Origin of the sequence: Bifidobacterium callimiconis, assembly GCF_003952005.1 — a bacterium.
Taxonomy (GTDB): Bacteria; Actinomycetota; Actinomycetes; order Actinomycetales; family Bifidobacteriaceae; genus Galliscardovia; species Galliscardovia callimiconis.
Genome location: NZ_QXGJ01000013.1, coordinates 46680 through 71329, shown reverse-complemented (window position 1 = coordinate 71329; position 24650 = coordinate 46680). Strand labels below are relative to the sequence as shown.

Genomic DNA, 24650 nt, shown 5'->3' with positions numbered 1-24650 from the left:
GGTTTGGGGAAGTTGGATCGATCGCGGGGTTGGCCCCTCCCTCAGTCCGCCTTTGGCGGCCAGCTCCCTCCCCCGGAGGGAGCACTCCCCTGGTGCCCCGATAGCAATGTGCTCCCTCCATGGGAGGGAGCTGTCGAACGCAGTGAGACTGAGGGAGGGAGAGAACCGCGGAACCTCGCGATTCCTCTCCCGCCCGCAGTCAGGAAAGCCGGCTCAGCCGACTCGACCGACTCCCTCCAGTTCAGCTCAGATCAGGTTCTCGGGAACCTCGATCTTGCGGCCTTCCTTGGCGCTTTCGTAGCCGAGCGAGGCCAGACGCACGCCGCGGGCGCCGGATTCGAAGTCGTACGGGTAGGGCTTGTGCTCGACGAGGGCGCGGATGTACTCCTCCCACTGGGCCTTGAAGCCGTTCTCGAACTGCTCGTCGGTGGCGATCTCCTGCCAGTTGTCCCAGTAGTTGTGCGGATCCGGGACGTCCGGGTTCCAGAAGGCGAGCGGCGTGGCCGGGCGGGCCTGGATCTTGGCGGTGAACAGGCCGATCACGGCGGAGCCGAGCGTGCCGTCCACCTGGAACTCGACGAGCTCGTCGCGGAACACGCGGGTGTTCCAGGAGGAGTTCATCTGCACGGTGATGCCGTTGACGGTGTTGAACACGGCGTAGGCGGCGTCCTCGGCGGTGGCGTCATAGTGGTTGCCCTGCTCGTCCCAGCGGTCGGGGATCTCGGTCTTCGCGTCGGCGTACACATCGGTGATGCGGCCGAACAGGTTCTCGATGATGTAGTTCCAGTGCGGGAACATGTCGGAGATCATGCCGCCGCCCTGCTCCTTCTTGTAGTTCCAGCTGGGGCGCTGAGACTTGTGCCAGTCACCTTCGAACACCCAGTAGCCGAACTCGCCGTGCACGGAGAGGATGCGGCCGAAGAAGCCGGAGTCGATCAGGCGACGCAGCTTGAGGAAGCCGGGCAGGAACAGCTTGTCGTGCACCACGCCGGAGACCACGTTGTTCTCCTTGCCGAGCTTGACGAGTTCGACGGCGTCGTCGAGGGTCTCGGCGATCGGCTTCTCAGTGTACACGGCCTTCTTGCCGGCCTTGATGGCCTTTTCGATGGCGGCCACGCGGGCGGAAGTGACGAGGAAGTCGGCGTACAGCGGGTACTTGTCGTCGGCGAGGACGGAGTCGAGATCGGTGGTGTACTTCAGTCCGCCGTGCTTTTCGGAGACCTCCTTGAGCTTCTCCTCGTGGCGTCCGACCAGGATCGGGTCGAGCTGCACGCGGGAGCCGTCGGACAGTTCGACGCCGCCCTGCTCGATGATGGGGAGGATAGAACGGACCAGATGCTGGCGGTAACCCATGCGGCCGGTCGCGCCATTGAGAATCACGCCCAGAGTCTTGTCTGCCATGGTGGTGTTCCTTTCGATATTGTTTTGTTTGATTGTTTGACGATATGGATATTGGTACTGGTTGGCTCCCCTCATGATTGAGGGGAGCTGTCGGCAAAGCCGACTGAGGGGAGTTGATCTCGCAGGGGCTCGTCCCCTCGCAATCAGTCGATGTTGCCGGTCTCGCGGTAGGAGCGCCAGACGTTCTCGAAGAAGTCGTCATCCTCGGGGATCTGGTGCACGGGGCGCCAGCTGCAGTCCACGCTGCCGGCGGCCTTGCCTTCGCCGTCCTGACGGAACGCGGTCTCCTGCACTTCGCCGTTGAACGCACCGCCGTCGAGCTTGAAGCGGAAGATGTCTTCCATGTCGAGCGGGGCGTTCGCGTCGTCGCCGTAGCCCTTGACCGGCAGATCGCCGTCGGGGTTGGTATACAGCACGGATCCGCGCGACGTGTTGCCCGCATGCTCGGCATACTCGGCCATTGCGCCCAGGTACACGTAGGCGGTGGTGAGGATGTCGCGCACCAGGAAGATGCGGTCGACGCTGCGACGGGAGCCGAGCTTGGCGCTCACGGTGGTCTCGTATTCGTCGAGCCACTGGCCCACCTGACGGAACGCGGCCTCCACCTCGTCCTTCTGGCGGACGGGGCCGGCCTTGGCACTCATGAGGTTCTGCACGTTCTTCAGGTAATCGTGCACGTTCTCGGCGCCGGACTGTTCGGCGCGGGCGGTGGCGGAGTCGAGCAGATCGAACGTCTCCTTGACGCGGGCTTCGGCCGCTGCGGCGAACTCGTAGTCGTCGAGCACCGGGGTGTCGGCGCGACGGGCCGAAATGTAGGTGGCGGCACGAGTGGCGGCCACCTGCCCGGCGTTCAGCGCGGATCCGCCCGGACGGTATACGCCGTGCACACCGTCGGCCTCGCCGGCCGGGAACAGGCCTTCCACGTTGGAACGCCACCACGGGTCGATGACCAGACCGCCGTTGTTGTGCTGGGCGCACAGGTCGATGCGCAGCATCTCCTTCTCCAGATCCACGCCGGGGTTCTTCTCCAGGTAGAACTGGTAGGCAGGCTCGTTCATATGGCGCAGACGCTCGATCGGCGTGCCGGTGAGGGCGCCGGCCTGCTCGAGGTAGTCGTACGCCTCCTTGTCGAGCTTGGATGCGTCGAGCTCGGGCTGCATGGGGTTGGAGCGGAAGTCGAGGTACACCTTGCGGCCGCGCAGCACGGTCTCGCGGTAGACGAGCAGGTCGATGAGCGAGCTGCCGTCGCGGGCCTTGCGGATGTCGAACGGCCACTGGTAGCCCTTGAGGAAGATCAGGGAGAGCTGACGGCCGTAGTCCGGGATCGCCTCGGTGAGGAATTCACGCTCGTCGGAGCCGTCCTGAGCGGTGGAGACGAAGCGCGGCAGCACCTGCATGTAGGTGCCGGACACGTTCCACTTCGGGTTGGTGGAGGCCAGACCGAACTGCCATTCGGTGAGGTTCTTGCCGTCCACGCCCGCACGGTAGGCGGCGCCGGAGGCGCCCCACTGGCCGTTCGGGTACACGCGGTTGCCGTAGATGCCGGCGGGACCGCCGGTCGCGTACACGATGTTCGGCGTGCGGAACACGAGGAAGCGGGACTCGTCGGAACCGTCCTCCACATCGGTGCGCAGCACGAGCAGACCGATCACGCGACGCTCGCCGTCCTTCTCGGCGGTGAGGATGTCGACCACGCGGCAGCGGTCGTACGTCGGGATGCCCTTGGATTCGACCGAGGCCTGCAGGTGCTCGACCATGGCCTTGGACGTGTACGGGCCCACGGAGGTGGCGCGACGACGGGGGTCGTGATCGGTCTTGTAGCCGATGTACTCGCCGTACTTGTTGCGCGGGAACGGCACGCCGAGGTCGCACAGGTGCAGGAAGCCCTGGGCGGAGACGGCGGCCTCCACGAGCGCGGTGTCGCCGTCGACGGCGCCGCCTTCGAACAGGGTCTGCGCCATCTCGCGCACGGAATCGGGGTCTCCTCCCGACAGGGTCAGCTTGTAGTAGGTCTGCTTGTCGGAGCCTGCGTTGCGCGAGGTGCCGCCGTTGATGTGGTCGGCCACGAGCGCCACGTCCTTGACGCCGAGGTCGTACAGGCGCTCGGCGGCGCAGTATCCGGCCGAACCGGTGCCGACCACGATGGCCTGACGGGTGACGACGGAGACCTTGTGTCCTCCGATCACCAGTGTGGTTTCGTTCATGATGTCGCCTTTATTTACGATTGTCGTTTGCGAGATGGATGGATGAAGTGGATGAATACGTGCGGCACGATCCGCGATGCGTGACTCACACGCCATGCGACCACGCCGCGCGATATGCGGGATCGTCGATCAGAGCACCGGGATGTGCATGCCGCCGTCGACGTTGATGATGTCGCCGGTGGAGTACGGGGTGTTGCCGGAGGCGAGGATGGCCACGGCGCCGGCCACGTCGGCGGGCTTGCCCCAGCGGCCGATCGGAGCACCGCCGTTGGCGAAGAACGTGTTGTACTTGTCGTGCACGGTGGAGGTCATGCTCGTGGCGATGATGCCCGGGCGGACCTCGTAGACCACGATGCCTTCGGGGGCGAGGCGCACGGCCCACAGCGAGGTGGCCATGTGCACGCCGGCCTTGGAGATGCAGTACTCGCCGCGGTTGAGCGAGACGGTCTCGGCGGAGGTGGAGGCCATGTTGATGATGGTGGCCACCGGCTGCTCCGGGGGCTCGGGCAGCTTGTCGAACGGCCCGCGCAGCTCGATGACGCGGTTGGCGAACGCCTGGGTGAGGAAATAGGGTCCGCGCAGGTTGATGTTCAGCACACGGTCGAAGCTTTCGGGAGTGGCCTCGAGCAGGTCCTTGCGCTCGCGGGGAGCCACGCCGGCGTTGTTGACGAGCACGTCCAGACGACCCCACGCGTTCACGGCGTCGTCAAGGTAGCGCTTGTGGTCGTCGAGGTTGTCGACGGAACCCTTCACGTAACGAACCAGGGAGTCGTCGCCGGCCTCGGCGCGCAGTTCGGCGAGCGCATCGACGGGCTCATCGGAAACATCGAGGATGGACACGGCGAAGCCGTCGGCAATCAGGCGCTTGGCAATTCCGAAACCGATTCCCTGCTTACCACCAGTAACAAGAGCAACTTTGTGCGTCATCGCAATCTCCTTAACGGTTTTCTTGCTGTCGTTTTGAACCATACACCATTTTGAAACCGGTTTCAAATCAGCCTGAAAAATCACTCGCGACACGCCGACGAAAACCGGCGTTCGCCCTCCCTTCGACGACCCTCAGAACAGCCGCGCAAACCACCCGCCTTCCCAGTTGTTGCAACGGCTTGCCTTCGGTTTGCCCCGATCCGCGACACGCCGAGCGGCCGATCCGCGCCGACCGAACGCCGAACCATGTTCATTCCGTTGCGTGTTATCGTATTTTCCAGCGATGTAACTAGTTACCTGACTCAGGTGTCAGGCAACCATGTCACCTCCATTGGTACGTTTCTTCTCATACTCAATCCCTTGCAAAGGAGCACGATGAACATCAATGTCAACAACGCGGCGGTCACCGACGCGCAACAGCCCAACTTCCCATGGCGTCCGTCGATCGCCCAGTTCTTCGCGACCATCGGCTTCTACGCCCCGTTCTTCGGCATCAGCGCCGTGCTGCTGCCCGCCAAGATCGAGATGATCGCCCCCGATCAGAAGGTCTCCATGGTGGCGAGCGCCACCAGCATCACGCTGCTGATCTCCGTGTTTGCCGGATTCATCTGCGGTGCGCTGTGCGATATGACCCGCTCCCGCTTCGGCCGCCGTACCCCGTGGATCGTCGGCGGCGGCATTCTCGCCACGATCTGCCTGATCATCTTCGCCACCGCGTCCAGCGCAACGCTCGCGCTCGGCGCATGGTACGTGTATGTGGTGTGGTACAACGCCGTCATGGCGGCCGGTATGGCATGGATGCCCGATCTGATCGCCCCGAAGCACCGCGGCACCGCCAGCTCCATGTTCGGCGTGGCCACCCAGATCGGTCTTAATGGCGCGCAGTCGCTCGCCTCCCTGTACATCACCAACGTGTCCACCGGCGTGTTCATCCTGCTCATCGTGGCCGACATCGCCCTGATCCTCGCCGTCGTGATCTGCCAGGAGAAGTCCAACAAGGACATGCCGCGCGAGAAGTTCTCGCTGGCCGCCGCCAAGGAAAGCTTCCTGCCGCCGGCACACGCCGGCCGTGACTACTGGTTCGCCGCGCTCGCCCGACTCATGTACATGATGCCCGGCGGCATCGGCACCTACCGTCTGTACACACTCACCGACTACATGCACACCCCGGCCGAGGCGGCCGCCAAGTGGATGAGCCTCATGGCCGCGCTAAGCCTGGTCATGGCCATCGTCGCCGCCGTGATCTCCGGTCCGCTGGCCGATCGCATGAAGACCATCAAGGTGCCGGTCGCCATCGCCGTGTTCCTGGTGGGCGTGCCCTGCTGGCTGCCGTTCTTCGTGCCCACGCCGCTCATGTACACGATCTACGTGGCGCTCTCCGGCCTCGGCGGCGGCATCTTCGTGGCCCTCGACCAGGCGCTGATGACCTCCGTGCTGCCCAACCCGAAGACCGCAGCCAAGGATCTGGCCTTCCTCAACGTGGCCGGTACGATCGGCCAGATGCTCGCCCCGCTTCTGGCGGCGGCCGTGATCGGCATCTTCGGCTACATGGGCCTGTTCCCGATGGGCTTCATCGTGCTGTCCATCGCCGCGGTATCCGTCTTCGGCATCAAGGGCGTCAAGTAAATCCGTCCGGCATTCGGCCGGACCCGGGAGGACTAACTCCCCTCCCCTAACCGGTCGGATCGGTCACCTCTCTTTCCCCGATCCGACCGCTATATCCTCGCACCTCGTGCGAACTCTCCCGGAAGGCGGGTCGATGCGATCGCATCGGCCCGCTTTTCGTTTGGCGGTTGTCGGTTCACAAAAGCGCGATACCCGGGAGACACCGTTGAAAACCCGTGCATCGAATCGGGTATCGCGCTTTTGTGAACCGTCGTTCCGGGAGAAGACAACTCAACCGCACAATCCTCATATCGATAACACAAATCCACACAAAAAAACGGACGATCCCGGCACCTTCTCCAGGGAAAGTGCCGGGATCGTCCGTTGGTAACGGGGACTACGCCCGATCAGTGCTTCTCAACGTAATCGAGGTACCGGAAGTCGGCGTGGGAGCCGTGGGCGTCCATGTCCTGGGCGCAGATGCCGAGCATGGCACCGGTGAACGCGCAACCCTTGATCGTGCGCTCCACGTAGTCGTCGCTGATGTGATCGGCGGGCTGGTCGCCGCCAAGCGGCCGGAGTTCGCCATCGCCCAGCGCGTAGGAGAATTTCGCGACGGCGCCGCGCACCTCCACATGCAGCTTCACCGGGTCGGTGCCGGGGATCTCCACCTGCTCGCAGCCATACTCCAGATTCTCGTGGTCGCAGCGCAGGATCTGCAGCACGCGGGTGTCGGTGCCTTCGGTGTCGAAGGTGACGCACGCGTAGATCCAGTTCTGGGTGTCGTAGTAGAGGATCAGTCCGGCGAGCTGCTGGAAGTTCTTCGGATCGAAGTCGACCACGGTCTCGGCGTCGAAGTCGAAGTGCTCCCAGCGGCGGGCGAACAGGCTCTGACGGTGCTGCGAGCGCAGGGACTGGCCGCCGTAGAGGCGCAGCCAGCCGGGGCGATCGGTGAGGCTGTAGTCCTCGCCGGCGACGAGCGCGGTGCGCAGGGTCTTGAGGCTCGGCGGGATGGCCGGGTCGGTGACGGAGGTGAGGGGGGCTGAATCCTTGCCAGCATCTTCGCCAGCATCCTCGGCCCCCTCATCCGTCGGCTGCGCCGACACCTTCCCCCCGAGGGGAAGGCCGGTGGAAGAAGAGTCGGCGGCTGCGAAGTCGATGCGTTCGGAGTGATCCATCTTCTGCACCACGCCCTGGGCGATCTTGGGGGCGGGCACGTCGAGGTCGGGGCTGATGGTGTTGTTCTCCAGGCGCGGCCAGCCGTCCTCGGTCCAGTAGATCTTCTGGATGCCGGTCTCGCGGCCGAGCGTGCAGTTGCCGCGTTCAGTGAGCGGACGGCCGCAGATCTGGGTCACGTACCATTCGTCGCCGATCTCGAGGAAGCAGCAGTGGCCCGACTTCTGCAGCGGGTTGGTCGGCTCGTCGCGCGCGGTGAGCAGCGGCGTGTACGGCGAATCCTCGAACGGGCCTTCGAGCGTGCGGGCGCGGGCCACGGTGGCGGCGTGCATGTAACCGGTGCCGCCGGCCGCGCACAGCAGGTAGTACCAGCCGTTGCGCTTCAAAATCTGCGGCCCCTCGCACACGCCGAGCTTGGTGCCCTTGTAGAAGTGCTTGCGCTCCCCCACCAGCTTCATGGTACTGGGGTCGAACTCCTGGATCACGGTGCCGGCGAACAGCGCGTGGCCGGGACGGTAGTCGTAGAGCATGTTGAGGAACCACTTGCGGCCGGCGTCGTCGTGGAAGATGGCCGGGTCGAAGCCGGACGCGGTCAGGAAGTGCGGTTCGCTCCACGGTCCGGTGATGCTCGGCGCGGTGATCACGTAGTTGAGCGTGTCCTTGAACGGCGCGTAGGTCTTCACGTCCGTGTAGACGAGCCAGAACTTGCCGTCGGCGTAGCTCAGGTGCGGCGCCCACAGGGAGCCGGAGTCGTAGTTACCGAGCAGGTTCACCTGGGATTCGCGGTTCACCGGCGAGGCGATCCACTCCCAGTTGACGAGATCCTTGGAATGGTAGATGTCGATGCCCGGCCACCATTCGAAGGTGGACGTGGCGATGTAGTAGTCGTCACCCACGCGCAGGGCGCTGGAGTCCGGGTGGAAGCCCGGCAGGATCGGGTTGTGGATCATCGTGGTCATATGAACTCCTTTGTCATGAAATCACAGTAGTACGGCTACGCCGTCGAAGTCGGTGAGGCCGGAGACGGTCAGCGTGCCGTCGGCGAGCGTCACGTCGATGCCGTCGCGGTGGAACGCGCGGGCGATGACGTCGGCGAATCCGGCGGCGTCGCCGCCGTTCACGTCGTCCAGCGAGATCGTCACGTTCTCCGGCGCGTCGTGGAACGTGTGCAGCACCACGAGCGTGCGGCCCTGCGCGTCGGTGCCGTGCTCGCCGCGGCGCACGATCGCCTGCCATCCGCGTGGGTGACGGTAGCTGCCGAGCGCCGGCCCGTGCCATGCGCTCACGCCGTGGTCGATGATCGGCGCGGCCGCACGGTAGAAGTCGACGCCGCCATGGATCACGTCGTTCTTCTCACCGGAGAACGCGTTCGCATCGCCGGAGAAGCAGAGGCGGCCGAGCAGCCCGGAGCAGATCTGATAGTACAGTTTGCTCGCCGGTTCCTCGTCGCGCACCACGGCCCAGATCTGCGACTGGCGCGGCAGGATCATGCGGTGCATGTTCGCGGCGATCACGGGGATCTCGTCGCACTCGTGCGCGTCGGAGAAGCTGGCCATGGCGCCGATCTCCATGAACGACTGGACGAGCCGGTGGCCGCCGGACGCGCAGATCTCGATCATGAGGTCCGGCAGTTCGCGGCGGATGCGACGGAAGAAGTCCTGAGACGCCTGGATCTGCGAGTACAGGCCGTCGCCCAGCGACGCGTCCGGATCGCCGGGCGTCTCGCAGCCCACGCCGATCGTGTCGTTGTAGTCGACCTTCATGTAGTCGAATCCGTTGTCGCGCAGCATGTCGATGACCTTGTGCGCCAAGTAGTCCCGCACGTCGGGGTTGCGCATGTCCCACCAGCGGCGGTTGCCGGACGTGATGGGCAGGCCGTCGCGGGTGAGTAGCCATTCGGTCCTGTTGAAGCAGTCGGGCTCCTGACGTCCGGCGATCTCGAACTCGAACCAGATGCCGGCCTTCATGCCGGCCGCGTGAATCGCGTCGACGACGGGCTTCAGGCCGTGCGGGAACGCAGTTTTGCTGACCTCCCACTTGCCGAATCGGCTGGCCGACTCGAACGCGGTGTCGTCGAACCAGCCGGCGTCGATGACGAAGTACTCCACGCCGAGTGCCTTGACCGCGTCGAGCTGTTCGAGCACGCTCTTCTCGGTGGGCACGCCCCACGTGGAGCAGAATTCGTTGAAGATGATCGGCAGATGGTTCTCGGATTCGGGCGTGCGCACGTACTGGCGCACGTTGCCGGCCACGGCCTGTGCGGCCAAGTTCACGTCGCCGCGCACCACGGCGAGCACGGCCTTGGGCGCGTCGAAGCGCTCGCCCGGCTTCACGGTGTGCGTCCACTGGCCGAACTCGCGGTCGGCGATGCCCCCGGACAGGCTCAGGCCCTCGTCGCGGCGGTAGGCCTCGATCTGCCAGCTGGACGCGTGCGTGGTGGCCGCGGCCCAGGTCACGCCGGCGCGCCGGTCGGTGATTCCCACGAACGGCACCCATTCGCGCACGGGGAAGCTGCCGACCGAGCCGAAGCGCACGGAGTTGGCGGAGAATCGCTGCCAGCTGGGTTCGAGCTCCAGGTCCTCGACCGGCTGGGACAGCAGTCGTCCCTCGGCGCTCCACGTGCTGCGCATGCGGTGCAACGTCAGGTTCTCCGGATCCAGTCCGGTGGCGAACGGCGAAAGTGAGCCGAGCGTGAAGCTGGAGAGCATTTCGAAGGTGATCGGTTCGGCGGAGTCGTTGACTACGGACGTGTGAATCTCCACGGCCTGGCTCGCCGGGGTCATGGTGAGCACGTGCTCGTAGTGCCAGCCGCGCGGGTCGTCGATGCGCGTGGTCACGGTGGTCACGCCGTTGTCGTCGGCGAGCGCACGCGGCTTGCCAAACTCCATGCGCGCCACGGTCTGCGAGTTGCGCATGGTGCGCCCCTGCGAGAAGCCGAACGGGTAGTCGTCGCCGATGATCTTGGCCTGCACGAGCGATTCGGCGGCGCAGTCATCGCGCAGGGCGGCATCGATACTGCCGTCATCGCCGAGTACGTCGGCCGGCACGAGCAGCAGTTCGACGATGCCGGTCTCGGTGTCACGACGGTACACGGCCGTGGTCCCGCCCACGGTGGTCTGCAGAAGAATCGTTCGCATGTGCTCCTCACGTTTCTTGTTCAGTCGGGCCAGATACCCTCACTCTGGCTTCCCTCACGCCCACGCCTTTCCGTTGACGCGGATGTTGTCGGCGATCATGTCGTCGCAGCCGTCGGTGAGGATCGCGGGACGTTCGTCGTCGTGCAGCGTCTTCAGTCGGATGTTGCGCAGCTGCAGGTCGGTCACGTTGCGCAGGTCCATGAACGACGTGCGCGACCAGTCGGGCCAGTAGTTTTCGCTGGACTTGTTGTCCGTCGTGACCAGTCGGTCAAGCACCTTCGGGTATTCGTCGTCGGACGGAATGTCGGTCTTCTTCACGCCGCCGATGAACGTGTACCGAATATCGCTGAGCGTCACGCCGCTGATCGGATGGCCGTCGGCCGCGTCGAAGCGGATGCCGTTGAACCGCGGCGAGCCCATCACGTCGTCGGTGAAGCGCATGTGCGTGTTGACCATCTCTTCGTCGTCGACCGCCGTCAGATGTGAGATATCAACGTTTTCCAGATGACCGATCGTCGGCATACGAGTAAGTTCAATCGACGTACCAAGGTCGTCTGGCTCGAAACGATTGTTGAGGATCACAAAAATAGGACGGGTGACATTGCGCATCACGATATTGCTGACGCTGATGTCGCTGATCGTGCCGCCCTCGGTGCTTTCGATCTTGATGCCCTCGCGCCACACGCGGTTGAGCGTGCAGTTGCTGATCGTGACGTTGTAGATGTCGCCGATCGACTTCAGGCCGATGCGGATGCCGGCGCAGATGCCGGAGAACTCGCAGTTGGTCACGTGGACGTCATGCACGGGATAGTCACGGCTGCTGGCCTGCAGACAGAAGTTATCGTCGGTGCCACGCACGTAGCAGTCGGAGACGAATACGTGCGCGCAGCCGTCGAAGTCGAGACCGTCGCCGTTGTAGCGCTTGTCGTTCTTGATATCCACGCCGCGCACCCAGATGTATTCGCTGTCAAGGAACGCGGTGGTCCATGCGGCCGCGTTGTACAGGCGCAGATTCTCGACGTGCACGTTTGAGCAGCGCAGCATGCGGATCATCATCGGACGGTAGATCAATCCCTCGTTGGGGAAGACCTCGGCCCGGCCCTGGATTTCGCCGTGGCCGATCAGGCCGAAGTCATGCGCGTCCTCGGCGTAGATGAAGCAACGGTCGATGTCATGCTCGTTGCGGTAGCGATTGTGGTGCACGTTCGGCGAGTAGTCGGCGATGTTCGGACTGGCGACCAGTTTCGCCGATGCGGCGATGTTGAGGTACACGTTCGACTTCAGGAACAGCGTGCCGGAGCAGAACGCGCCGTCGGCCAGCCTGACCGTTCCTCCGCCGTTCGCCGCGCATGCGTCGATGGCCTGCTGGATGGCCGCGGCGTCGTTGGTCGTGCCGTCCGCCTTGGCGCCGTAGGTACGGGGATCAATCGTCATTGAAAAACTCCTTCGTGTTGTGTGATGTAGTGGCGGGGTGGGGTGATGGGTGATGGTGTCGGCGATGGCTGTCATCGGTGCCGGCGGTGTTGGACCCCTCCCTCAGTCCGCCTTCGGCGGCCAGCTCCCTCCCTGGGAGGGAGCACACAGGATGCAGAGACCGTGCTCCCTCATGATTGCGGCAAGCAGACAGAATCCCTCCCCCGTGCTCCCTCCCGGGGAGGGAGCTGTCATGCGAACGCATGACTGAGGGAGGGACTTACTCCAATTTCAACCGGCTCCCCTCAGTCAGCCTCACGGCTGACAGCTCCCCTCAGAGAGGGGAGCCAGCCAATTCCAACCGGCTCCCCTCATGATTGAGGGGAGCTGTCGGCGCAGCCGACTGAGGGGGAGTTGACCCCCACTCAGTCCCCCGCCCGCAATTTCTTGTTTTCCCCTACGCCAGCTGGGCGTCGAGCGGCAGGTTGTCGATGGCGTTCTGCGCGGCCACAAGCGCATCCTTGAGCGGCGCGACCTCGGGGTACCAGCGGCGCTCCCACTCCAGCGACAGCGGACCGGTGTATCCGCCGTTCTTCAGCAGGCGGCAGCACTTGGCCAGCGGCACACGGCCGGTGCCCTGCAGCACCGGAGTCTGGTCGCCGGGGAACGCACAGTCCTTGATCTGCACCAGACCACGACCGTTCGCGATGTACTGGCCGATGTACTCGAACGTGGTCACCGGATCCTCGCCCACGCGCCACGGGTGGGCCAGATCCCAGATGCTGCCGACGCGGTTGCCCGGGGCCAGGCGATCGATCTCGGCGTGGATCATGGCGTTGCGCTCACCGTTGGTGTGCGAGTCGTGGGTCTCGAGCAGCGGCTGCACGCCGAGCTTGTCGGCCAGCGGCAGGGCCTTGACGATGATGGCCGCACCACGCTTGGAGATGCCGGCGAGGTTCTGTCCGTCGGGCAGAGCGAGGCCGGGCAGGCGGTCCGGGGTCCAGCACGGGTCGAGCGGGGCGGTCGGGAACACGCGCACGTACTGGGCGCCGAGCACGTCGGCCATGTGCAGGCAGTGTTCCAGGCTTTCCAGCAGCTCGTCCTCGGTGCGGTCGGGGTTGCACACCTGCACGCGGGAGTCCACGGAGAAGATGGAGACGTTGGCCTTTTCGGCGAGTTCGTCGCGCATGGCCTTGAGCTCGTCGTCGGTGGAGTTCATGGTGAATTTCATTTCATCGCCGACCGCGACCTCGATCTTCGTTACACCGGTTTCAGTGAAGGTCTTGGCGAGCTCATTCATCGTGTCGTACGGTGCGCCGAGTGTGCTTGCAGCCAGTTCCCAAGCCATGGCAAATCCTTTCCTAAGCCTCGTTGCTGAGGTTTTGTTCATTCGGTTATCAATATCGGCGTCTTTCTCAACCCAATATTGAAACCGGTTTCAAAAACAACTCCAGTGTACACCACCTTCCCGCTACGACAAACCGGGTTTTACGGAAATACGAAAAGAGGCGGGACTCGCCGCGTTGAACGCCCCTTCACCGAAGGCGTCTATCGCGAATCCCGCCGACGATTATGAAATCTCCGTCACAGATACGTGACAAGATCCGAGATCAGCTTGCGATGATCATGCTTGGCCGACGGTTTGGCGTCGGCGGCCGGATACCCCAGATCCAGCATGGCCACGACCTGCTCATTCTCGGGCAGATTGAACGCCGCCTTCACCTTGTCCGGGTCGAACACGTTGACCCAGCAGCTACCCACGCCGCGCTCCGTAGCCTCGAGCATCATGTGCGTCACGGCGATGGACGCGTCCTCCACGCCGGAGTCGTACTTGCCGCCCGGATACTCGTACACATCGGTCTTGTCGTATGTAATCAGCAGCACCAGCGGCGCGCCGTACCGGCATTCGCTCAGCGCGTCGATCTTCTCCAGACCAGATTCGAACCGGATGACGTACACATGCTGCTCCTGCTGATCGGTGGAGGTCGGAGCCAGACGGCCCGCCTCCAGAATCGCGTCAAGATCGGACTGGTCGACCGGCCGGTCCTCATACTTGCGGCATGCATAACGAGCACGAACAACATCCATGAATTCCATGGCATCCCCCTTTTGTCATGCGCCCCAATGGATCCGGCCACGGTCCCCCATGTCCCCCACTGCGGCTCCCATCATCACGTCGACGACCCAGAACGCTCGGCACATGACTCCCCTCCGGCACCCCGCACATCGGCGTCTTCGGGCCACCACTATAGGAGCCTCATGCGTCGAAACACGGAAACGAATCACGAGAACCCCACCTAACTGCGAGTTCTGTGCGGATTCCATCCCCCTGCAGACATCTATCCTCGAGTTCTGTGCACCCAAACAGCGCAATTCGAAGTATGGCCGCTGAAATTCCAACGCTTATACTCCGTCTCTCGGCATTTCAGCGCACAGAACTCGAGGATAGATGTCTGCACTCCCCCATTTTCCGCGCAGAACTCAACGATTGCCCCAAAAATCAATCTCCGTCCCAAGATCAACGAGGAGAAGGCGCGAGGCCGTGAACCCATCACAGCCCCGCGCTCGCCGGCGCAAAGAGCCCCCTACCGCTTGCGCTGTCCCCTGGCCACCGGCGCAAGGAATCCACGCTTGCGGGCAGTGGCAATCCACCGCTGGGCATTGGGCAGCTTGGTGCCATTATGCTCGGCAAGCAGCCGCGCAATCGATGTACGACCGGTGCGGACTCGCTACGCCAGCTCGCTGGCGGAATCACGCACGACCATGGCGCCCTGCACGGTCTCCAGACGCGACTGCGGCGGCTCCTCGCCGGCACGCTTGGCCTGGATCTGCTCGTAGAGCATGGCGAACGCGCGCTCGCCCATATCGTTGAAATTCTGCCGATAACTCGTCAGCGCAGGCCTCCACAACGGCGCGAACTGACGATCGTCGAAGCCGACCACGCTCACGTCCTCGGGCACACGACGACCCACCTCGCGCAGACCGTTGATCACGGCGATCGCAGTCTCGTCGTTGCCGGCGAAGATCGCGGTCACGTCGCTACGTCGTCCGAGTGCGCGGCCAGCCTCCACGGCCTCCTCAAGGTCCGTTGCGGACACACGGACGATCTCGGGAATCGGCGCACCGGCCGCGGTAAGCGCGTCACGCCAGCCGTTGGTACGCGTATTGCCGCTCGGACCTTCGGCTCGGGCCACGTGGAACACCGTCCTGTGGCCGAGCTTGAGCAGGTATTCGGTCATGGCGCGACCGCCGTCACGCTCGGAGTTGATGACCTGATACGGCCCCTCCCCCGCGTTGCCGCCCACGATGACCAGCGGCATGTCGTCGGGAATGTAGCGCAGCGCCTCGGCGCCGGCACGGTCGTACTCGTACACGATCACGCCGGCCGGATTCGCGCCGAGCGCCATCTGCACCATCTGCTGCACGTCGTCGAGACGGTTCTCGCTCAGCGAGGTGACGGCGAACAGGTAGTTCTTCGACTGCGCGCCGCGTTCCACGCCGATGTTGGTCATGTTGGTGGAGAACGTGCCGGAGTTGGCGGCGAACACCATCACGGAGTCCATCTCCTTGTTGGCCAGCGCGCGGGCGACGATACTCGGCTTGTATCCCAGCAGTTTGATGGCCTGCGCGATGCGCTCGCGCTTCTCCTCATTCACGTTGGCGGTGCCGTTGAGATACCGCGATACGGTGGGCGCGGACACTCCTGCCAGCTTGGCGACGTCCTTGATCACCGGCGTGCTGCGTTGCGCGTTCCTAGACATATGGACTCCTTGAGTGGTACTACTGCGCGTATATGTGTATGCGCGTACGTGCACGTGCAAACCGACCCGCACATACGAACCTACACATATCACGCGTACAAGTATCGGCATGAAATCGTTTCAGACTTCATGCCGATACGCGACTAATTGCCGATTATTTCAGGCCGCGATGACATCCACCACGGCCTGTAAGCGATTGCCTCACGCTTCCTTGGCGGATTCGGCCCTGGCGGCCTTGAGCGCCGGCGCCACGGACACGGCCGGATCGAGCAGCGGAATCAGCGTGCACTGCGTGGCATGGTACAGGTCGGACTTGCCGGGCCACACCGTGTCGAGCACGTTGTTGTCCTTGTCGAGCTGGTGGAACCACGAACCCTTGTCGTGGTCGACCAGATGCTCGTCGATGTACTGCCAGAACTTGGCGTACCAGTCCTTGTACACCTGCTTGCCGGTCACCTTGGCGAGCGTGGCGGACGTGTTCACCGACTCGGCGAGCGTCCAATGCATGCGGTCGGTGACCACGGGGTTGCCGTCCCAGTCGGTGGTGTAGGCAAGTCCGACGGTGCCGTTGCGGTTCCAGCCGTCCTCGAGCGCCCGGGCGAACAGGTGCTCGGCGGCGGCGATCAGGCGATCCTTCTCGGCCTGCGGGCGATCGGAGCTGAGCGCGTACTGGGTGATGAGACGCGCCCATTCGATGCCGTGGCCGGGGGTGGCGCCGAACGGCTTGAACTGGTCGTCGGGCTTGTCACGGTTGCATTCGAGGTCCGGGGTCCAGTCCTCGTTGAAATGCTCGGGGATTCGCCATTCGTTGTTGGCGGCCCAGCCCACCACGTGGTCGATGATGCGGCCCGCGCGACGGCGGTACTCCTCGTCGCCGGTCACGTCGGCCACGGCGAGGAAGGCCTCGGTGGTGTGCATGTTGGCATTGAGGCCACGGTACGGGTCGAGCTTGGTGAACTCGGTGTTCCACGTGTCCACGGCCAGACCGATCTCGTCATCCCAGAAGTGCTTGTTGTAGGCGTCCAGCGCCTTCTCCAGCAGTTCGGGGCCCTTCGGGCGGCCGATCAGCGTGGCGGACGTGCCGGCGAGGATCACGAAGGCGTGGGCGTAGCAGATCTTGTCGGGGGCGGGCTTGCCGTCCCACGTGATCTCGGGGTACCAGCCGCCGTTCTCGTCGTCGTGCAGATGGCCGAGCAGACCCTCCACCGCGGCGTCGACCAGCTCCTCGGAACCGGGGTGGCCAAGCAGGGTGCCCAGCGAGTACACGTGCGCCATGCGGCAGGTGATCCACGTCTGGATGCCGCGCGACGGGTCGGGGTTGCCTTCGTTGTCGAGCCAGGCGGAGCCGCCGCCGGGCGCTGGGAACTTGTGGCCGAAGCCGAGCAGGTTCTCGGTTTCGCGCTTGAGGAGGGCACGGTTCTCCTCGGTGCCGTATTCGTACTTCTTGTCCATGAAACGCTCCTGTCCTATGTCCTGTTGTCCTGTCGGGCGTTCCGTCAGTCCAGCGGGTTGGCCTCGAAGTGCACCGGCGGCTCACCGGCGGCGATGTGCTCGAACTCGGCGAGCACGGAAGCACCCATGCGGTTGAGGTCGCAGCCCATGGAGCCGGCGATGTGCGGAGTGAGCACCACGTTCGGCAGATCCCACAGCGGGCTGTCGGCAGGCAGCGGCTCCTCCGGGTCGGTCACGTCGAGCACGGCGCGGATGCGGCCGGAGACGAGCTCCTTCTCAAGCGCCTTGTGGTCGATCACGATGCCGCGGGCGGAGTTGAGCAGCAGGGCGCCGTCCTTCATCAGACCGAGTTCGTGCGCGCCGATCATGCCGGCGGTCTGCGGGATGCCGGGCGTGTGGATGGACACGATGTCGGACTCGCGGAACACGGTGTCGAGGTCCACCTTCTTGGCGCCGTACTCGGCGGCCTCCTCGTCGGTGAGATGACGGCTCCAGGCAAGCACGTTGAAGTCGAACGGCTTGAGCATCTGCATGAAGTCGCGCGCGATCTGCGCGGTGGCGGTCACGATGCCGATGGTCTTGCCGTAGGTGCCGGCGTCGGCGTAGTTGACCTCACGGTTGATGTAGGCGCGCTTCTCGCCGTACTGGCGCTGCGACAGCGTGTAGTCCTTGCTTTCGAGCAGCGCCACGCCGAGGCAGTACTCGGCCACGGGGATGGAGTTGGCGGCCTGCACGTTGGTGGCGAAGATGCCGCGATCCTTGGCGATCTGGCGGGCCTCGTCGGCCAGAGCCTTGTAGGCGCTTCCCTGGGCGGCGATGATGCCCTTGAGCTTCGGCATGGCGTTCAGCGCCTCGGCGGTGATCTGCGGGGCCTCCCAGCCGTACCACAAGTAGTCGGCGTCCTTCATGCGCTCGAGTGCGGCCGGATCGGAGAAGTCGGTGATCTCGGTGTGCTGTTCGATGTTGGCGATCTCATGCAGACGCCTCCACATCGACTCGGTGAGCAGCTGCTCCGGCAGGCCGGGCTTGATGGACATAACGACGTTGAATTTCTCGGACATGACGCTCCTTTGCAATGGTCAGACGTTTCGCGCACGGCAGTCGTCCGAATCACCACGAGGATTCATCGCGAAGACTTATCGCGAAGGCTCATCGTGAAATTGGTTTCCTAATTTCACGATCACAGAATCCTTGAAATCAGTACGATTGCCGTTTTCAAGATTGATTATATGAAATCGGTTTCAAATCCGCAACCCCGACACGTCGAGCACGGATGCGCGGATTGCCGCCGCACGGCCATCCCGGACGCGACGAGGGGCAAGATTCGACCGACAGCCACGGCATTTTCGAACCGCCCCACACGCAACAGGCCGAGCCGAGCGCGAAGGCATGGCCGAATCCGGCAATCCGCCCAACCTCAGCGGCCCGGCCAGACTTGACAGTCCGCCCACACCCCGATAACCAGATTCATCAGCCCGGCCAAGCCCGCCGATGCAACCAGACCCAACTCCCATCCAAAGCCAAGCCCGGCAATCCCACCAGATCCAATGAGCCAAACCAGACCCAGCGCTCCACCCAGAGCCAAAGCCCCACCAATTCAGCCAGATTCGATAGATCCCAAGCCCGACAGGTCAGCCAAAACCGGCAGCACGCAAGACCGACACACCCGGCAGCCCGGCCGAACACCGCAGTCAAAGCAAGACGACGAGAACATACGCCCCACGAGGATCCAGAATTCACAGCGCCAAACACCCGTATCCGGCGATTCACAGCGCCAAACACCCGTGCCAGACTGGCTTTGGCTTCCGTTTGACGCTGCGAATCGCGGATTCTCTCGCATGATGGCCGCTGGTGCCCAGCATGCGAGAGAATCCGCTCTTTGGGGCGTCAACTTCCCGTTTTCACCCCGATTTTCGGGATGTTGACGCCCCAAAGAGCGGATTTCGGGATTTTCGCGCCCTGAATTGGCCCCCTACTTCGCCTTGCGACGGAGGGTCAGGGTCACGCCGGCGGCGAGCGCGATGACGGCAAGGACCGTCACGGCAGCGACCGAGGCTCCGGTGCGGGACAGCTTGGCATTGCCATTCGTGGTCTTGACGGCGTTGGCGGAAGGCTTGCCGGTCTGCTGTCCGGTGACTCCGGATCCGTTGGAGCCATTGCCATTGCTGGACCCATTGCCGCTGCCGGAACCGTTCGTGGCACCGTTGTCGGAACCGGCACCACCGTTACCGGCATTACCGCTGCCAGCACCATTGCCCGAACCGTTGGAACCGCCGTTGCCGGAACCATTGCCATTGTCCGAACCGTTATCGGAGCCACTGTTATCGGAACCGCCATTGTTGCCCGAACCATTATCACCGGAACCGTTACCGCCGTTATCACCATCCCCCGGCACGCTGACCGCGTCGTGGTAGGTGAACTGCAGCCAGTTGGTGGTCTTGGTGTCCGCCGCGGCGGCGGGAGTGGCCGCGGTGCCGAGTCGCAGCGCCGGCGCGCACTTGGTCACGTCAGGGTTGTCGGTCGTGCACGAGGCGTCGGATCCGACGACCGTCTGCTCCACCATGCGGCCGTCGTGGCTCAGGTAGCTGATGCCGATCCAGCTGGTCATGGTGAACTTCTCGTTGTCGCCCACCTTGTCGGCGGTGGCGGTGATCGGGTTGGTGCCATCGTCGGCCTTGGCGCCCACGCTCAGGTACTTGCCGGTCGTCGCGTCCTGCACGGAGTAGGTCTCGTCGCTGTTGGTCACCAGTCGGTACACGGTGGCGTCCTTCTGCTTGGCGGCCACCTTCACCGTGCCGTCGGACTGCGTGGTGAAGTAGGAGTCCGTGGTCTCGGTGGTGTAGTTCTTGGGCAGCACGCCGCCGGTGATGGAGTTGGAGCCCTCGGGGATCTCACCGTACTGGGCGATCGCGTTCCATGCGGTCTGGTACCAGGGTGCGATGCGCGTGCGGATCTGGAAGTACGGCGTGGTGCCAGTCTTCGACGTATCCGCCTCACCGTTGTATGAGGTGAGCGTGTCGAAGTTGAGGTTGTCGTAGTGCACGAATCCTTCGGGGCGGCTCGCCTCCGCGGCCTTGGCCATCCAGGTCACGTCCACGCCGGGCACCTTGGAGTAGTGCGCGAGCGCGGTTTCGTAGATCGGGCGGAGCTGGCCGCGGTACACGCCCTGCTCCTCCATGGTGCTCCACTTGGCCCAGTTGTCGGTGCGGCCGAAGATGTTGTCGATCGGCTGCGCCTTGAGCTCGCCTTCACCGCTGAACATGTTGTACTGGGCGGCCCAGTTGTAGGCCTTGGCGAGCTTGTTGTTCTCCAGGCTCCACAGGTCGTCGCCCTGCTGTTCGGCGATGGCGCAGATGTCGCCCATGGCGCCCACACCGAGCTGTCCGTGCGCCTGGTCGCGCGCGGATTCGGCGGTCTGGCCCCAGTCGCTCACGTAGTTGACGATGGATCCGTTGATGTACGGGCTCTTGTACATGTTCACGGCATTGTCGTAGATCTCGGCGTTGTCGGTGACCACGCCGATGGCGATCATGGTGTTGATCGGGATCACGTCCCAGTTGCCGTTGGCGTTCATGGGCGCTCCGCCGTCCTGGATCACCGGGTAGACGACGTTGAGCATGAGCGTCTGGAACTTGGCGAAGTCGGCGGTGGAGTAGCCGCTGTATCCGCCGTCGTAGTAGCGCACGATCTCGGCCGCGTTGATGAGCTTGTCGGTGGAGAGGGATGCGCCGAGGATCTGGTCGCGGCCGTCGAGGATGCTGAGCTTGTCGGACCAGCCGCTGAGGATCTCAACGGTCTTGTCGGCGTACTTGCTTTCGCCGGTGATCACCCACTCGAGCGCGTTGAAGTACGCAGCGGCACTGGCCTTCTCGTAGTAGGCGATGTTGCCGTGTCCGGGCTGGTCGCCGCGGCCGACGCCCTCCTGCGGGGTGTCGACGAAGTCTGCGGATGCGGTGTTGTCGGGCGCGGTGTTCTTCAGACGCAGGTAGTCGGAGTACCAGGGGTCCTCCTTCTTGGCCACGTGCTCCTTCATGGCGTCGAGCTGCTTCTCGCTCAGCGTCACGCCGGGGTGGTTGAACACGCGTACGGTCACGTCGTCGCTGGCCTTGACGTTGCCGTTGGCGTAGTTGACGGTGATCTTGCGGCTGCCGGTCTTCAGTCCGTCGACGGTGGCGGACAGCACGCCGTCGGCGCTGGTCACGGTGGCGCCCTGCACACTGTAGTGGCTGGCGTCGGCGTCGCCGTTCACGGGCGCCCACTGCACAACGGCGCTGGTGCCGTTCACGGTGGCGTGAGCTTCGAGCAGGTTGGCCGAGGCGTCCTCGAATGCGTACTTGTACACGTGGTGATCGCCGGCGACGGCGGTCATGCCCTTGTCGGTGGCCTGCACCGGGGACTGCGCGCCCTCGGCGCCGTCGCGCAGCGAGTTGAGGTGCGTGGCGATGGCGATCTTGCCGGCCTTGGCGTATTCGCTCAGGTAGAAGCGTTCGTTCCACAGCACGGAGTCGGCGGTGGCCTTGACTTCGTAGGCGCTGCCGGACATGTTGTAGTACGGCTGGTTCTTTTCGGTGCCGTAGTTCTGGATGGTCAGGTACTTGCCGTTGACGAGCGACTTAATGGCGTAGGTGGTCTGCTGGGCGCCGCCCTTGCCGTCGTAGTCGGACGCGGTGTAGTCGTAGCCGTAGATGACGAACAGTCCGGCGTTGTCCTTGGAATCGACGGTGGTGATCGCACCGGTGTTCTTGTTCACCGTGAGGTACTTGCCATCGTCGGTTCTGATGTTCACGATCTTCTGCGCGGTCTCGCCGTTGGCGATGTACGACGCGAACGGCGTCTTCACGGCGAAGTCGACGGGCTTTTCGTCGTCGGCATATGCGGCGTCCACGTAGGGCTGGAGACTACCGTCGGCGCGGGTGGAGTACAGGTCGGAGCCGGTGGTGCCTTCGGTGGACAGACGCAGGGTCATGGTCGCGTCGCCGGCCGCCTTGGCATCGTTGACGAGTTTGGTGATGTCCACTCCGAAGGAGACGTTGCCGGACTCCATGTCCACGCTCACCGCGTCAGTATCGCTTGCAATCGGTTTCGTGGACCAGGTGATGTTGCTTTCGTTCCAGGCAGTGTCGGTGTCCTTGCCGTCCTTGCTCAGGTTTTCGCTGGCGCGCTGCACCTTGAGCGTGTTGGCGGCGTTCTTCTTCGACAGATTCAGGGTGACTGACTTGGCGTCGGCCCTGATGCCGGAGATGTCGAGACGCATATACGAGTCGATGTCGTTCTTGACGATGAGGGCACCGTCGGCGTGGGCGTTGCCGGCGTCGGATCCCCAGACCCATGCGTTGTCCTTGATGACGTTGTCCACCGTGTCGGCGTATGCCGTGGTGGACGTGACCGCGGCGGCCGTGAGTCCCGCGGCGAGCATCATGGCTCCCGCGGCCATCACGCCGCCTATTCGTTTGACTGCAGATAAGATCGCCATGCGAACGATCTCCCTTCCCGGCGACGGCGACATCACCGTCGCTCATATGGCGCTTGCGCGCATCCGACTTTGGATTGCACCTGCCGTTCCTCGGCCACGAAAAAGCCAACCAATGTAACCGGTTTCACAAACAAGCGATTTCCAATATACCCCAGTCCGCCCGCCTCCGGCAACCTACAGGAAGCCGAACCAGCACCATCGGGCACGCACCTGCACCTGCCGCAGACGATTCACAGCGCCAAACACCCGTGTCGGGCAATTCGCAGCGCCAAACACCCGCGACAGCCTAGCCTCGACTTCCGTTTGACGCTGTGAATCGCGGATGTTCTCGCATTTCGGCCACCAACGTCCGCGATGCGAGAAAATCCGTGATTTGGGGCGTCAACTTCCCGAAAATCGGGCCAAAAACGGGAAGTCGACGCCCCAAAGAACGGAAAACGGGTATTTCGCGCCCCAAATTCCAGCTCGGTCACATACCGAACGCGCACACACCCGAAATACGCATCCAGAGCGACTAGATCCGCCCAATCTTCTCAGGAGGAAGGGTACTTGAGCGCATCCAGCGATGCTCCGTCGCCCATGTGCCCGTGAGATGCATCCAGCAGAGCACCCAAGCACACTCAGCGACATAGCAGAGTCCATCGCCGGCACGGTACGGAGGACATCCACGCGCGCTCAGCAGCATGACCAACGAGGTCGCATCCACCCATCTTCACAGGAAAAGGGGCGCCAGGCCACCCGAAAGCGACCCGACACACCCCAAGCCCGAACCTTACCTCCGCGGCAGGGAGTCGCGCAGGATCACGTCGGGACGCCCTTGCAGGAAGATCAGGCGCCGGCCCGAATCGTCGGCCACGTATTCGTCGTCGGACAGCACGCTTTCCACGGCGGCACGCCCCATGTCGGTCAGCGGCAGGTGCACGGTGGTGAGCGCCGGATGCACATCCACGGCGTACGGAATGTCGCCGAATCCGGTCACGCCGATGTCACGCCCCGGCACGATTCCGGCGTTGCGCAGCGCGGTCATGGCACCGATCGCCATCACGTCGTTCAGCGCGACGATCGAGTCCGCACCCGCTCCCCCATACACAGCCCCCTCGCCGGGCGTGAGCATGCCGCCGGCGCCGGCCATCTGCATGATGGCGGAGAAACCCTTCGTCCGATTGAACTGTCCGTTGGCCACAGCACGCGGGTCCACCATGATCCCCGCCTCGGCGAGCGCGCCGACCACGCCGCGATATCGCTGGGCGGACGACCGATATCCGTCGTTGCCCTTGAGAATCACCGGCCGGCGATACCCGGATTCGACCAGCAGCCGCCCGATGGCGCGTCCGCCGGCCTCGTTCGCCACATCCACGGCGGGGAACGGCAGCCCACGGTCGAGAATGAACACCACGCGTCCGCCGGATGACCGGTACCGTTCCAGCTCCTCCTGCAGTTCCTGGCGTGCGGAGTCGTTGACGTTCTCGCTTTCGGAGATGATGATGCCGCGCGGCCGGGTCGCCACCAGTCCGCGCACGCGGTCGAGTTCATCCTCGCCGTTCGACGCCACGGCGATGCTCACCGTCACCCCGCGCTGCGATGCGGCCTTGACCACGCCCTGCGAGACGCCGGCGAAGTACGGGTCGGAGATGTCGGAGACGAGCAGCGCGATGTTCGACGATCCGCCTTTGGCCACGGCCTGCGCGTAGGCGTTCGCATGATAGTTGAGTCGTTCGGCGGCCTGCATGACCTTGCCGCGCAGGTCGTCGCGCACTTTGCGGGTGCCGCCGTTGAGCACGCGCGACGCGGTGGCGATGGACACGCCCGCCTCACGCGCCACGTCGGACAGCGTGGCCGGAGCGCCGTTCCCTCGACCGGCGGCGCGCCCACTCTGCCTATCGGAAGCATCTCCCCCACGGCCGTTTCCGAAGACGGTTCCGAAACCATCCCGATCATCCCCGCGACCGTCCCCGCCGGCTTCGGGATCGATCGCACGTGTGGTCATCCGTTCAGTCACCATCCGCCCCTTCCGATCGTCGTCGAATCATCATGAAGTCTACTACGGCAATCATTTGGTAAACGTTTTCCAATTTTCTCATGACGCGGCATCAGACATATT

At 63.9% G+C, this 24650-nt stretch carries 14 protein-coding genes; 1 reads left to right on the top strand and 13 read right to left on the bottom strand.

Annotated features, from left to right (window positions below; genetic code table 11):
• Nucleotides 1-246 precede the first annotated feature (246 nt).
• From D2E23_RS10290 to D2E23_RS10280, 3 genes are all read right to left on the bottom strand, one after another.
• The gene (locus tag D2E23_RS10290; RefSeq protein WP_093959989.1) at nt 247-1401 is read right to left on the bottom strand and encodes a Gfo/Idh/MocA family protein; all 1155 of its coding nucleotides are present in this window, start codon (nt 1399-1401) and stop codon (nt 247-249) included.
• A 143-nt stretch (nt 1402-1544) separates the two neighbouring features.
• Entirely contained in the window at nt 1545-3605 is a 2061-nt protein-coding gene (locus D2E23_RS10285) for an FAD-dependent oxidoreductase (protein ID WP_126030818.1), read from the bottom strand.
• A gap of 129 nt (nt 3606-3734) precedes the next feature.
• Entirely contained in the window at nt 3735-4532 is a 798-nt protein-coding gene (locus tag D2E23_RS10280; RefSeq protein WP_126030817.1) for a 3-ketoacyl-ACP reductase, read from the bottom strand.
• Between the two features lie 375 nt (nt 4533-4907).
• On the opposite strand from D2E23_RS10280, the gene D2E23_RS10275 reads away from it, so the two are divergent.
• Nucleotides 4908-6158: an MFS transporter gene (locus tag D2E23_RS10275; RefSeq protein WP_126030816.1), complete on the top strand. Its 1251-nt coding sequence runs from the start codon at nt 4908-4910 to the stop codon at nt 6156-6158.
• A 386-nt stretch (nt 6159-6544) separates the two neighbouring features.
• On the opposite strand, the gene D2E23_RS10270 is transcribed toward D2E23_RS10275, so the two are convergent.
• From D2E23_RS10270 to D2E23_RS10225, 10 genes are all read right to left on the bottom strand, one after another.
• Nucleotides 6545-8272 carry a glycoside hydrolase family 43 protein gene (locus D2E23_RS10270; protein WP_164520789.1) on the bottom strand — a complete coding sequence of 576 codons (1728 nt, stop codon included), beginning with the start codon at nt 8270-8272 and terminating at the stop codon, nt 6545-6547.
• Between the two features lie 21 nt (nt 8273-8293).
• Nucleotides 8294-10450, bottom strand: coding sequence for a glycoside hydrolase family 36 protein (locus tag D2E23_RS10265; RefSeq protein ID WP_126030815.1), 2157 nt, complete (start codon nt 10448-10450; stop codon nt 8294-8296).
• A gap of 54 nt (nt 10451-10504) precedes the next feature.
• Complete coding sequence (locus D2E23_RS10260) at nt 10505-11884, bottom strand: glycoside hydrolase family 28 protein (RefSeq protein ID WP_126030814.1); 1380 nt, start codon at nt 11882-11884, stop codon at nt 10505-10507.
• 436 nt (nt 11885-12320) lie between these two features.
• Nucleotides 12321-13211 (bottom strand): sugar phosphate isomerase/epimerase family protein, encoded by an 891-nt coding sequence (locus D2E23_RS10255; RefSeq protein ID WP_164520788.1) that lies wholly within the window; start codon nt 13209-13211, stop codon nt 12321-12323.
• 236 nt (nt 13212-13447) lie between these two features.
• Nucleotides 13448-13960 (bottom strand): nitroreductase family protein, encoded by a 513-nt coding sequence (locus tag D2E23_RS10250; protein ID WP_126030812.1) that lies wholly within the window; start codon nt 13958-13960, stop codon nt 13448-13450.
• Nucleotides 13961-14592: 632 nt separating this feature from the next.
• On the bottom strand, nt 14593-15624 hold the full coding sequence (locus D2E23_RS10245) for a LacI family DNA-binding transcriptional regulator (RefSeq protein ID WP_126030811.1): 1032 nt from the start codon (nt 15622-15624) through the stop codon (nt 14593-14595).
• Nucleotides 15625-15825: 201 nt separating this feature from the next.
• Entirely contained in the window at nt 15826-17076 is a 1251-nt protein-coding gene (locus D2E23_RS10240; RefSeq protein WP_126030810.1) for an AGE family epimerase/isomerase, read from the bottom strand.
• 44 nt (nt 17077-17120) lie between these two features.
• On the bottom strand, nt 17121-18137 hold the full coding sequence (locus tag D2E23_RS10235; protein WP_126030809.1) for a hydroxyacid dehydrogenase: 1017 nt from the start codon (nt 18135-18137) through the stop codon (nt 17121-17123).
• Between the two features lie 911 nt (nt 18138-19048).
• Entirely contained in the window at nt 19049-22549 is a 3501-nt protein-coding gene (locus D2E23_RS10230; RefSeq protein ID WP_126030808.1) for an alginate lyase family protein, read from the bottom strand.
• A gap of 772 nt (nt 22550-23321) precedes the next feature.
• A complete protein-coding gene (locus tag D2E23_RS10225; RefSeq protein WP_240541481.1) occupies nt 23322-24551 on the bottom strand; it encodes a LacI family DNA-binding transcriptional regulator in 1230 nt (409 codons plus the stop codon).
• Nucleotides 24552-24650 lie beyond the last annotated feature (99 nt).